Genomic DNA, 12,324 nt, shown 5'->3' with positions numbered 1-12,324 from the left:
CCATAACAGCGTGACCATTTTAGCCATAAAAAAACCCGATAAAGATCTATCGGGTTTTTTTGCATAAAGGCACTGCCGGTGTAAAACGCAAAATCAGGACTCCTCCATAATCTCCTCATCTTCGGAGATATTGACTTTTTCCCGACGTTCTGCACGGGTTTTGCAACTGATGCACAAATCGGTTACGGGACGCGCTTCCAGGCGTTTCAAACCGATCTCCACACCGCACTCTTCACAAAAGCCATATTCATTGGCTTCGATGACAGCCAAAGTACGATCAATTTTGCCGATCAGCTTTCTTTCCCGGTCACGGGTACGCAGTTCAAAATTACGATCGGTCTCCAAAGCAGCTCGATCGGTTGGATCAGCAAATATCGCCTTTTCTTCGGTCATAGCTGCCAAAGTTTTATCGGCATCTTCCATTAATTGGTGCCGCCACTCCACCAACAGACGATAGAAAAAGGCGCGTTGTTTGGGCGACATGTACTCCTCATCCTCAGAGGGCACATACCCCTCAGGCAACACAATGTCGGCAATTTTCTCCATGCTCCACCCCTTTCATGCTCACCTACGCAACCCTTCGCTGCATAAGATGTAAACATCGTATTTTACAAAAAAGATGGAAGCTTGTCAACCCCTTAATGAATATAACAAAGAAAAACCCTTGACTCACTGTGGCACAGAATCAGGAAAAATTTTACCGGGATTCAACAACCCCAGCGGATCAAAAAGTGCTTTCAATTGCTGCTGGATGCGCAAAGAGAGCGGATCCAACTCCCAGGCAACGTAGGGCTTTTTTTGCATGCCTACTCCATGTTCACCCGACAGAGAGCCCTGCAGCGACAAGACAAGACGAAACAATCGGGCCAATAAAGGCTCCACAACTGCCATCTGCTCGGCATGGGCGGGATCAACCAAGAGATTGACATGAATATTGCCATTGCCGGCATGACCAAAATTAACTATCGGAATAGCATACTCCTTGGATAACTCTTCCACCCCTGCCAACAATTCAGGCAAACGCGAAACAGGTACCACTACATCTTCATTGATCCGTTTAGGGGCCAATTTTTTCAGTGTGGGCGATAAAGCATAGCGGGCGGCCCAAATGGTGCTTGCCTCCTCCGGCCCTGCCTGCAACAGCTCCAGACAAGACAAACGTTGCAAACGGGCTAAAACTGCCGCCACTTGACTCTCCATCCCTGCCGCACTGCCTGAGAGTTCAATCAACAACAGGGCCTTGCCCTGTTCCGGGAGGAGGACCGCACCACTGCGCCGCAGCAGATCCAGGGCGGACGCATCCAAAAATTCAATGGCAGTTGGTGCCTCTCCTTCGGCCATCAACAGACAGACCGCTTGCGTCGCCTCCTCCACCGAAGCAAAGAGCACGCGCAGCAGACGCCGACTCTCTGGCAACGGGGCCAGCTTCAATGTGGCTTGCGTAACCACAGCCAAGGTTCCTTCCGAACCGATCAACAAACCGGTCAGATCATAGCCTACGACACCCTTGGTCGTGCGCCCCCCCGTTGTCAACAGGGAACCATCCATCAAAACCGCCTGCAAACCCAATACCCAGTCGCGGGTGACCCCATAGCGCACCGCATTGGCCCCTGCCGCACACATGGCCAAGTTGCCACCAAGAGAACAACTGCGCGAGGAAGAGGGATCGGGGGGCCAAAACAGCCCCTCATTTTTTAGTTGCGCCTGCAACTGGCCATGCACCACCCCTGGCTCCACCACCGCCAGACGATCTTCCCGCGACACTTCGACAATCCGATTCATCCGCTGCAACGAAAGAACAATCCCTCCCTGCACCGCCAAGGCGCCGCCAACATTGCCGGTTCCTGCACCACGCGGAATCACCGCCACCTGCGCCTCATGGCATAAGCGTAAAGTCTCTTGCACATCCGCACTGCTCTCGGCCAGTACTACAGCCCACGGTGGAAAACGGCTGCCGGTATTGTCCCAGGCATAGACTTCACGCTCGGCCACACTCTGCAAAACCTGCTCTGCCGACAGAGCATGACGCAACCGCTCCAGCAACCGGGCAAAATGTTCAGCGTCCGGAACCGGGCGGGGCGATGGGAGAGATGGATTCATTCACAGTTCCAGAACTACGGACAGAGGGTTGCACATTTACCGGTGGACTGGAGGAGACCGGTTCCACAGGAGCACTCATCTGACTTGCTGCCGGAGTGGCAGCACCATCACGCACAGTGACAGGGGCACCTTTACTGCTGCCTGCTGCTGCGGCATTGGCCACCGTCAGATAGGAGACCACTTCGCGCACATCTGCCACCTGCTGGGCAATATGAATCGCCCGATCTCTCTCTTGCACCGTCTTGGCCTCACCCACCAAATAGACTACCCCTTTGGTGGTTTTGACATGAATATTCAAGCCGTGCACATCCTGATCCAAGATAAATTGCGACTTGACCTTGCTGGTGATCACCGCATCATTGGCCAATTCCGACGGGCTTACATATTGCACTTTTAATTCAGAACGAACCTCAACCACCCCTCTGGTCTCGCGGGCAATACGTATCGCCTCCTCCACCTCTTCCTGATTCATGGCGGCCCCGGTCAGCAAGACCTTGCCATGCAATACTGAAACACCAATATTGCCCACCCGTATTGCATCGCTTTGCACAAAGCGACTGCGGATCTTCATGGCCAACCAGGAGTCCTCCATCTGGCTGCCCATATCCCGATCCTCGCCAACCATACTGGTCGTCGCCGCCATCCCTCCACCAACCACAACCGGTACACATCCCGGCAAACCAGTCAACGCCAACAGCGTCACCAAGTGACGACATGTGATTCGTTTCATTGCCATCCCCTACCCATTAATATGCAGCCCCAAACTACCAACCTGGCCGAAACGCATCGGCAACCACCTCTATACTCCACCACAACCCCCTCTTCCACACCAATACTGCATCAAAACGGCACTCTCGCCCGGCATGTTCCGGGTGCTTTTGCAAATAGCCGGCAGCCAAACGCACCAGGCGATCTTGTTTGCGTCGATGCAGATTATCGGCAGGATCCAGCATGCTCGTCCCGTGACTGGCTTTCACTTCACAAAAGACCAAAGTTTCGCCATGCAAGGCAACCAAATCCAGCTCTCCCTGCCGGAAACGCACATTACGCTCCAGAATACAATAACCATGTTTATGCAAGTATCGTTCCGCAACCTGTTCCGCCTCGCTCCCCAAAAGACGGCGCGCCTCAGCCATCTGCAGACTCCGAGCCCAGAGAGGGATCTTCTCCGCTCTCCGGTAGCGATTGTAGACGGGCCGACCCCTCCTCTTCCTCCTCTGCATGCTGTTCTGCTTGACGCTTTTGCAATGCCATTTGATAGAGCCGATTGCGCGAAACACCACTTACCCGTGCGGCCTGGCGCGCCGCTTGTCCCAAAGCAAGATTGGTCGTCAGCAACTGACCCAACAGCTCCCTGCCCTGCTCTTCACAAGGTAGTGCCGCCTCTTGCCCACGCAACACCAACACCATCTCCCCTTTATGGGGATTGCTGTGAAAAAGCTCTGCCAATTCACTGACACTACCCCGATGCCAACTTTCATAATGTTTGGTCAACTCGCGTGCCACCACGGCTGGACGCTCACCACAACCAAGCGCCTGCAAATCGGTCAAGGTCTGTGCCATGCGTAGCGGTGATTCATAAATCACTACTGTACGCTCTTCTGCCACCAACGCCGCCAAACGCTCCTGCCTCTGGCGCCCCTTTCTGGGCAAAAAACCTTCAAAAACAAAACGTGCCAGGGAAAATCCAGAACCAGACAGAGCGGTGACCACTGCCGACGCCCCTGGCAACACCTCCAAAGCGATTCCCTGGGCAATCACCGCTTGCAGCAACGGCAAGCCAGGATCACTGATCCCCGGCGTACCCGCATCCGTCACCAAGGCCAAACGCTCACCTTGCTGCAGCCGCGCCAACAGTTCCGGCAAACGTCGGGAGGAATTATGGTCGTTAAAACTGAGCATCGGACGCTTGATCCCGTAATGGGCCGCTAAAATCCCCGTATGTCTGGTATCTTCCGCCACAATGCACTCTACCTCCTGCAACACCCGGAGAGCGCGGAAAGTCATATCTTCCAGGTTGCCGATCGGGGTAGGAACGATGTATAATTTACCAGTTGTCACTTTCCCATTCTTCCATTGCGCGATAATCCCATGACCCATCAGACCGCTCTACACAGAGAGGGTGTTGCCTGCTTGCCCTCTGCTGCCATTCTGTATTCTGCGCCACAAGCGAACAAACGCCGCCTGTTGTGGCCTCTGCTGCTTCTTTCCACGCTGCTGTGGGGATGTGGCGGACAAAAACCGCTCGCTCCCGTCACCCAGCAAGCAGATCCCTCTTCCGGAAGAGTGGTGATCACCAATCCACCACCAGGGACGGTTCCCATCCGCAACATGACACAGAGCCCTCCGCCTCCTGGATCCACTGTTTCACGTCCCATTCTGCCACCCGTGCAAATTGCCCCTGAACCGGTACAGGTGACCCCATCAGCAACCGGCAAACCCGCTCCAGGAGCTGCAACTGCCAGCGCAAAAGCGGCCAGCCCGGAAGAGCGTGCCCTGCAAGAAGCAGAAAATCTATATTCGCAAGCCAAACTGCCGGAAGCATGGCAACTGTGGGCCGCTATTGCCAACGGAACAGAATTTCCTTCTGCCATCCCCTTCTATACCGACAAGGCGTGGCAACGCCTGCTGGAATCCTATCTTTTCCAGGCCAGTGCCGATAATACTCCCCACTTTTTGCATGCTGTCGCCGAATTTGAACCGACCGCCAGCCAACATCGCATCTTGCAGGATATGCTGGCGCAGCAACCCAGAGAGCGACTCAAATATCTGTTGTCTCTGCAACCAGCCAACTCCCTTCTGGCTGCAGCACTGCGGGCACCCATTCCAGAGCATAGTCCAAGCAGCAAACCGGAAGAGAGCATGACAGCGACTGCACCTGCATTGGCTCTTTCCACCGCCATCACCCAGCCAGCACTCTCGGCACCGGCCGCAACCAGTGCGACCATGCCCGCAGCCCCAGCCCGCAAAGTCGGTTTATTGCTCCCCATGAGCGGCAAATGGTCCTCCATGGGCGAACATCTCCGCCGAGCTGCCAAAAAAGCCTTGGCCGATTATCCCACCACTCCCATCCAATTACAAATTGCCGACAGTGGCGAAACCGCAGAAAGCAGTAAAAAAGGGATCCAGGAGCTGCTCAATCAACAGGTGGATGTGATTATCGGCCCAGTCTTCTATGCCACCGTGCAACCAGCCATCGAGATGGCCAGCGCTGCGCAAATTCCGATTGTTACCTTAAATCCGCAACGCGAAGGGGACTCCCTGCCGAAAGGGGCCTTTTCCAATGCCTTCCAGCCGGAACAACAGGCCAAAATCATGGCCAAGCATGCGGTTGTGGACAAAAAATTGACTCGCATCGCCATTTTGGCTCCTGAATCGGAATATGGACGTGGTGTCGCCAAAACCTTCACCGACGAAGCTCATGCCCTGGGAGGAGCCATCGTGCGTTCCGCCTATTTTGCCCAGGATGCCAACGATTTTTCCCCCTGGTTGAAAGCCTTGGGCACCCAATATGATGCACTCTTCCTGCCCGCTTCGGCCAAACAGGTACGCCTGATTGCCCCACAAGCCGCCGCATTTCGTACCGGCAATCAAAAGATCACTCTTCTGGGAACCTCTCTATGGAACAGCCCAGAACTGCTTGCCGAAGGGGGAGAATATCTGGAAGGGGCTCTTTTCTGCGATGTTGACAACCAGGCAAAGGAACAGTTTCGTCAATCCTTTCGCCAGACCTGGGAAGAAGATCCCAGCGCCTTGGCAATCCTCGCTTATGATGGGGTAGCCATGATCGCCCAACTGCTGCAGGATCAACCGATGCAAAGCGGAAAAATCACCCCTTCTGCCCTCACCCGTCCCGGAGGATTTCGTGGTGCAAACGGAACCTTGCGTTTTCTGGAGAATGGCTTGAGTCGGCGTCCCTACTCTATTTTCCAAATTGAGGGTGGACAAATCCGTCAACAACAAGCGGTTCGTGATGCACTTGCCATACCCTGAAACCCCTCAAACCCAGAGGAGAACTCTCCTCTGGGTTTGACCACACCCCATCAAGGCATCGCCTTGTCCAAACGATAGAGAGTCTGTTGTTGGTCCCCTTCTAGACGCGCCCGATAGGGCTCTGTATCCTCCCGCAGTGGTGACGAAATCACCAAATCAAACCCATGCTGTCCACTGGCTCGCCGCTCGCCACTCCCGGTAATGCGCAGCCCGCCAGCCTGCACAAACACGGGATTAAAATATATCCGCTCCTGATCCCAGCGCATATCCGCATGCAAGCGATCCCAATAAAATGGTTTGGCAAATGGGGCGGCATCGCGTGTCATGCCCTTTTCCTGGCCGGTTTCTTCCTGCACTTCCCCTTTATCCAGAGAAAAAATGCGCTGCGGATCCCCAGGCGGGCGCAAAAGCAGATCCCCATTGATTCCTGACCAACGGCCAGACTCAACCTGCAACTGCAGGTTTCCTGAATAAGGAGCCACCGCCAACCATTGCTCGTTCAATGCTCCCCATATCTCACCATGACCAAAAGCAATCCCCTCAATGAGTGGTCGCCAAGGTGCCGTTTTGCTGGCGACAGGACGGGAGGTCGCGGTTGCCCCTGCTCCTTTTCTGCCCTGGTGGGCAAAGGGAGACAAACCCACATATCCTCCTTGTTTGCTCCCTGACAGCTTTTCCAAGGCCACACCAGCAAAAGAAAAAATGGCATGATAAGCTGCTGCTTCACTCTCTGCAGCACGCTCAGACCCAGCGCTTTCAAGCCACGCCTGTGCCTGCACACGCCCCATGCCGGCATTGGCCTCAATATCATAAAGTCGCAAGAGACCCTGCTCCAGTTTGAGGCGCAGAGCAAGATCCTGCACGGTTATCCCTGCCAATTGGCCACTATCCACATGAAGCTGACCGGATATATCCTGTAACCAGCCCCGTTCCTCACGATTGTTGACACGCACCCCATCACCGCGAAGCTGCAGATCCATCTGCATCCTCCCGGCAATCTGCCAATTGCTCGCCAAATGCAAATATTCCCTGAGAGATGCCAGCTCCCATTCACCCGTAACATCCAAGGCAAGTTGCGGCTGCAAAGATCCAAACAGACGCACACGCGACTCAGCGGGTTCGCTGGTTGCAGGCGGACGACTGAGGGTCAACTCTTTTATCGTCCATATATCCTCCATCTCCTCTGCCCGTTCGTGCACCATTTCCCAATCAATCAGCAACGGCACGCCCGCCCTTTTGTCAACTCCTGACAAGGAGAAAAGAGAATACCAGGCACTCCCCTGACGACGTTGTGAGCGCTGCTGGGTGGCCTGTGTGGGCAGAGGGTTGCCTCCTTTCCAAGAGAGATCGGTATGCGTAAAATCCAGATGACCACTCCAATGCAGCGCATTCGGCCACTCCCCTTCCAGACGCAACTCCCCTTGCGGGGTCTCACCAGATATATAAGGCTCCAAGACAGCGGCAAAACGTCGCAAATCAAAACCAGATAATGTTGCCACTTTCATGTTCAGCACAGAGGAGGCTTCGTTTTCATCATTGCCTACCCCTCGCCATACCCCTTTTATATCCAACAAGGGTCGCCCATCAGCATACAAAAATCCCTCCTCCAACCAGAAAGAGGGCCGATTTTCATCCTCTGCCAATTTCATAACCGACTTTTGCCGAAAGGCAATATCAACAGGTAAAGGCTCCTTGCCCATTCCCCATTCGGTACGAAAATGATTTCCCCCCGCAAAACGAGATTGCGCCTCGGCACGTCCCGATTCCCGTTTGTGCGTCAGCACCAATTTATCCAACTCTAAACGAGAGCGGGTCTGAATCCCTTTCTTGAGACTGCCATTGAACAAAGTAAAAAAATAGCCTCTGGCACCACCTATCTCCCATTGTTCCGGCAAAGAAAACTTTTGCAAGGGAGATGCAAACAGGCTGACAAAATTGACAAAATAATCAATAAATTGCATCAATCCTGTCGATTTGGCCTCCAGGTTCAACAAAACCGGCAGAGCCGTCAAATCCAACGATTCCGGCATCGGTCCGACCTGACCGGTCAAGGTAAAAGGAATGGCATGAAATCGCGCAGAAAAGGAGACAGGGGAGGCTTTCTCTGCGGATAGAGCATGAATCTCCCCATAAATACGATCGACAATAATCGCCTGACTACTGGCCTGTTCCCAGTTTAACAAGCTCACAATGCCATTTTGGATCTTGATCGAATTGACCGCCAACTGGGTCATCCCCCAGCCAAAATGCTGTTTCATCTGCACATCACTGCGCACCAGCATCTCCTGCAGTTGCTGCACCAGCCACTCCTCTTCCTGACGCACAATTTGCAATTGGGGACTAAACAGGGTCAAAGAGGAGATCTCTACGGGGGCCTCTTCATCCAGGCCATGATAGAAAAAAGAAAAAGGTGCCAGACCAATCTGCACCTTTTTGGCAATCAACAGGGGAGGTTCACTGTCTGTTTGGGAATGAATCTGCAGGTTGCGCAACTCTAAAGCAAAAAAACCTTCTGTGGGCGAAAAATGTATCCCCTCTGACGAGACGGTGCGACCGGTCACCTTTTCCAAAGCGGCGATAATTCGCGGATGCAATCTCTCCACATCCACCACCAACCGCCCCAGCAACACCAAACAACAGACCACAAGCAGCGCGATTACCCCCATCAAATAGATAATGCGTATCGCCTGTCCATCGTGAGTCAGCGTATGATCGCTGGTTGACATCTTCTCCTTACCATTTCCTTGCACAGACCAGCAGGTAACACACGGCTATTCCGCCAACTTGGCCAGCAAACGTTGATTCACCAAACCAGGATTGGCCTTGCCCTGTGTCGCCTTCATGACCTGTCCGACCAAAAAGCCAAGAATCTTACTCTTGCCGGCCCGATATTGGGCAACATCCTCTGGATTGTTGGCCAAAACCTGTTCGATTGCCGCATCAATTGCCCCTTCATCACTGACCTGACGCATGCCCCGTTGTTCGGCAATCTGCTGGGGATCTCCACCCTCATTACACAGAATCTCAAACACCTCTTTGGCCAGTTTACCCGAAAGAGTCCCTTGCTGAATCATGGCCACCAATTTTCCCAACTGCCCCGGTGTCACCGGGGAGTGTTGAATCTCCACACCATCCCGATTCAAACGTGCAGCCAACTCTCCTGTCACCCAGTTGGCAGCCATTTTGGCATTGGCCTGACCCAAGGCTGCCGCCTCTGCTGCCACAGCCTCAAAAAAATCTGCCAACTCCCGACTGCTGGTCAACACTCCAGCATCATAGTGGGACAACTGATACTGCTCCTGAAAACGCAGCGCCTTGGCATCCGGCAACTCTGGCAACACGGCACTTATTGCCGCCACCCTCTCCGCCGTCAAACGCAATGGCGGCAAATCGGGTTCGGGAAAATAGCGATAATCATGGGCATCCTCTTTGCCACGCATGGGACGACTGCTGTTCAGATCGGCATTCCAAAGACGGGTCTCCTGAATCACCTTCCCGCCCTCTTCCAACAGCTCAATTTGCCGTTCCACCTCATAATCAATCGCCCGCATCACATTGCGAATCGAGTTGAGATTTTTTAACTCACAGCGGGTTCCAAAAGCACTCGCACCACGCAAACGCACCGAGACATTGGCATCACAGCGAAATGACCCCTCCTCCATATTGCCATCGCAAACCCCAAGATAGCGCACAATCGCCCGCAATTTTTTTAAATATTCTCCCGCCTCTGCCGAAGAACGCAAATCCGGCTCGGAGACAATTTCCATCAAAGGAGTACCAGTACGATTCAAATCGACCCAGGAGCCGCCGACAATCCCTTCATGCAGACTCTTGCCAGCATCCACCTCCATGTGAATACGGGTAATACCAATCCGTATTCCCTCGCCCCGTTCGGGGGAATCGATCATGAGATGCCCCTGCTCGACAATCGGCAGCTCATACTGACTGATCTGATAGCCGGCAGGCAAATCCGGGTAGAAATAGTTTTTGCGTGAAAACTCACTCAACAAACGAATTTGCCCATGAATCGCCAAACCGGTTTTGATGGCCATCTGCACCGCCTCGCGATTCAGCACCGGCAAGACACCAGGAAAAGCGGCACACACAGGACAAATCTGCGTATTGGCATCAGCACCAAAACGGGTGGGACAGCCACAAAAGATTTTGGATTGTGTCAACATCTGGGCATGCACTTCCAGGCCGATTACCGTCTCATAACCTGTTGCAAGGGCCTGCTCTGTTCCTGAACGCAACGCTATCTTTTTATGATTCATAGCGGACTCCGCTGATGCCAATCCGTAACCTGTTGAAAGCTGTGGCCAACGCGCAACAAACTGCTCTCTTGGAGTGGGCGACCGATCAACTGCATACCGATCGGCAGATTCTGGGCATCAAAGCCACAAGGCAGAGAGAGCGCAGGCAAACCCGCCAGATTGACGTTGATGGTAAAAATATCGGACAAATACATTTTGACCGGATCCTCCTTCTTTTCGCCTATCCGAAAAGCCGTTTCCGGTGCAGTTGGTGTCAGCAGCAGATCAACCTGGGTAAAAGCGTTGTGAAAATCATCGGCAATCAAACGGCGTACCTTCTGCGCCTGGCGATAGTAGGCATCATAATATCCTGAAGAGAGCACATAGGTGCCTAACATGATTCTCCGCTTGACCTCAGCACCAAAACCTTCGGAACGACTGCGCGCAAACATATCCAGCAAATCTTCCGGCTGCTCGCAGCGATAGCCAAAACGAATCCCATCATAACGAGCAAGATTGGATGAGGCTTCTGCCGGAGCGATGATATAATAGGTGGGAATGGCATAAGCGGTCGTGGGCAGAGAGACCGATTGACACTGGGCACCAAGCTCCTGAAATCTCTCTATGGCCTCTTGCAACGCCTTATGCACGCTCTCTGAGAGACCATCGGTAAAATATTCCTTGGGGATACCGATACGCAAGCCACGCATCCGCTCCTGGGCGCTCACCCCCCCAGACAACTGCTCCACATACTCCTCCACCGCTTGGTCAATGGAGGTTGAATCCAAAGGATCATGCCCAGCCATACCCTGCAACAACAGTGCTGCATCCTCTACGCTGCGGGTCATCGGTCCTGCCTGATCCAACGACGAGGCAAAGGCAATCATGCCATAACGGGAAACCCGCCCATAGGTTGGCTTCAAACCGGTTATGCCGCTGAGCGCTGCCGGTTGGCGAATCGATCCACCCGTATCTGTACCCAAAGCGGCCACACATAAACCCGCTGCAACGGCCGCCGCCGACCCCCCCGAAGAGCCTCCTGGTATGCGGCTGTGATCCCAGGGATTTTTTACCGGACCAAAATAGGAGGTCTCGTTGGAAGAACCCATGGCAAATTCATCCATGTTGGTTTTGCCCAACACCACCATGCCAGCCTCACGCAAACGACGGGTCACTGTCGATTCATAAGGAGGAATAAAATCCGCCAGCATGCGCGACGCACAGGTCGTGCGCAAACCCTTGGTACAAAAAAGATCTTTGACCGCCAGAGGGATTCCGGTCAAAGGGGTCGCCTCCCCTCTTGCCAAACACGCATCCGCCTGCCGGGCATCAGCCAAGGCACCTTCTGCATCGACCGTAATATAGGCATTCAATGTTGGATTGTGCGCGTTGATGCGCTCCAGAAAAAACTGCGTCAACTCTACTGCCGACAGGGCACGCCGATGCAGCAGATCAGCCGCCTGTTTTAAGGTTATGCGGGCGAGATCCACCGGAATGATTCTCCTACTCGATCATTTTGGGAACGCAAAAATGGCCATGTTCGCTCTCGGGAGCACAGGCCAAAAGAGCTTCACGTTGATTGAGATGACAGACCACATCCTCTCGTTCTGGAATTGCCATGGCCACAGCATGCGACATCGGCTCGACATCCTCGGTGGGCAGACGACCGAGTGCCTCCATCAAGGTCAAAATGCGTGAGAGTTGCTCGGCATACTGAGCCACCTCCTCTGGAGTGACCCGCAAGCGTGCCAGAGTGGCAACATGTTTGACAGTAGCGGCATCAATTGACATGGTCGGATTTTTCCCACTGGTGGCTGTCACTGGGTGCTATAAATTTCAGAAACATTAATCCCCTTCAGCACAAAAGACAACGGCTGATGCAAACAGAAGCCGATTGGCCCCGCTATTCTCTCTTGCAATAATAGAAAAATTGTCTGGTATAAAAAATGCTTTGCTTAACTGCAAGGCCAATTGAACC

10 protein-coding genes are annotated in these 12,324 nt (G+C 53.5%); 1 reads left to right on the top strand and 9 read right to left on the bottom strand.

Translation table 11 applies throughout. The features are described 5' to 3' along the window. Positions 1 to 93 precede the first annotated feature (93 nt). From dksA to rsmI, 5 genes are all read right to left on the bottom strand, one after another. Complete coding sequence (gene dksA, locus EJP87_RS01990; RefSeq protein WP_130470187.1) at positions 94 to 546, bottom strand: RNA polymerase-binding protein DksA; 453 nt, start codon at positions 544 to 546, stop codon at positions 94 to 96. A 123-nt stretch (positions 547 to 669) separates the two neighbouring features. After that, a complete protein-coding gene (locus EJP87_RS01985) occupies positions 670 to 2,100 on the bottom strand; it encodes an FAD-binding oxidoreductase (protein WP_130470186.1) in 1,431 nt (476 codons plus the stop codon). Then, positions 2,057 to 2,830 carry a BON domain-containing protein gene (locus tag EJP87_RS01980; RefSeq protein ID WP_193771063.1) on the bottom strand — a complete coding sequence of 258 codons (774 nt, stop codon included), beginning with the start codon at positions 2,828 to 2,830 and terminating at the stop codon, positions 2,057 to 2,059. The genes EJP87_RS01985 and EJP87_RS01980 overlap by 44 nt, the downstream gene beginning before the upstream one ends. A 34-nt stretch (positions 2,831 to 2,864) precedes the next feature. Then, a complete protein-coding gene (locus EJP87_RS01975; RefSeq protein ID WP_193771062.1) occupies positions 2,865 to 3,236 on the bottom strand; it encodes a YraN family protein in 372 nt (123 codons plus the stop codon). Further along, the gene (rsmI, locus tag EJP87_RS01970) at positions 3,229 to 4,161 is read right to left on the bottom strand and encodes a 16S rRNA (cytidine(1402)-2'-O)-methyltransferase (protein WP_227657408.1); all 933 of its coding nucleotides are present in this window, start codon (positions 4,159 to 4,161) and stop codon (positions 3,229 to 3,231) included. The genes EJP87_RS01975 and rsmI overlap by 8 nt, the downstream gene beginning before the upstream one ends. Before the next feature lie 30 nt (positions 4,162 to 4,191). On the opposite strand from rsmI, the gene EJP87_RS01965 reads away from it, so the two are divergent. Further along, on the top strand, positions 4,192 to 6,093 hold the full coding sequence (locus tag EJP87_RS01965; RefSeq protein WP_130470182.1) for a penicillin-binding protein activator: 1,902 nt from the start codon (positions 4,192 to 4,194) through the stop codon (positions 6,091 to 6,093). 50 nt (positions 6,094 to 6,143) lie between these two features. Here the strand turns inward: EJP87_RS01965 and EJP87_RS01960 are convergent, their stop codons facing one another. From EJP87_RS01960 to gatC, 4 genes are read right to left on the bottom strand one after another with little or no spacing between them, the layout of a single operon-like run. After that, on the bottom strand, positions 6,144 to 8,819 hold the full coding sequence (locus tag EJP87_RS01960) for an AsmA family protein (RefSeq protein WP_130470181.1): 2,676 nt from the start codon (positions 8,817 to 8,819) through the stop codon (positions 6,144 to 6,146). Positions 8,820 to 8,864: 45 nt separating this feature from the next. Then, positions 8,865 to 10,367 (bottom strand): Asp-tRNA(Asn)/Glu-tRNA(Gln) amidotransferase subunit GatB, encoded by a 1,503-nt coding sequence (gatB, locus tag EJP87_RS01955; RefSeq protein WP_130470180.1) that lies wholly within the window; start codon positions 10,365 to 10,367, stop codon positions 8,865 to 8,867. Next, on the bottom strand, positions 10,364 to 11,836 hold the full coding sequence (gene gatA, locus EJP87_RS01950; protein WP_130470179.1) for an Asp-tRNA(Asn)/Glu-tRNA(Gln) amidotransferase subunit GatA: 1,473 nt from the start codon (positions 11,834 to 11,836) through the stop codon (positions 10,364 to 10,366). Before gatA ends, gatB begins: the two co-directional genes overlap by 4 nt. 13 nt (positions 11,837 to 11,849) lie before the next feature. Continuing rightward, complete coding sequence (gene gatC, locus EJP87_RS01945) at positions 11,850 to 12,137, bottom strand: Asp-tRNA(Asn)/Glu-tRNA(Gln) amidotransferase subunit GatC (RefSeq protein WP_193771061.1); 288 nt, start codon at positions 12,135 to 12,137, stop codon at positions 11,850 to 11,852. Between the last annotated feature and the right edge of the window lie 187 nt (positions 12,138 to 12,324).

The sequence above is a fragment of the Candidatus Magnetaquicoccus inordinatus genome (genome assembly GCF_004217665.1).
Lineage (GTDB): Bacteria > Pseudomonadota > Magnetococcia > Magnetococcales > Magnetaquicoccaceae > Magnetaquicoccus > Magnetaquicoccus inordinatus.
The sequence above is the reverse complement of the archived record's forward strand: the minus strand, read 5'-3'. Positions and strand labels throughout refer to the sequence as shown.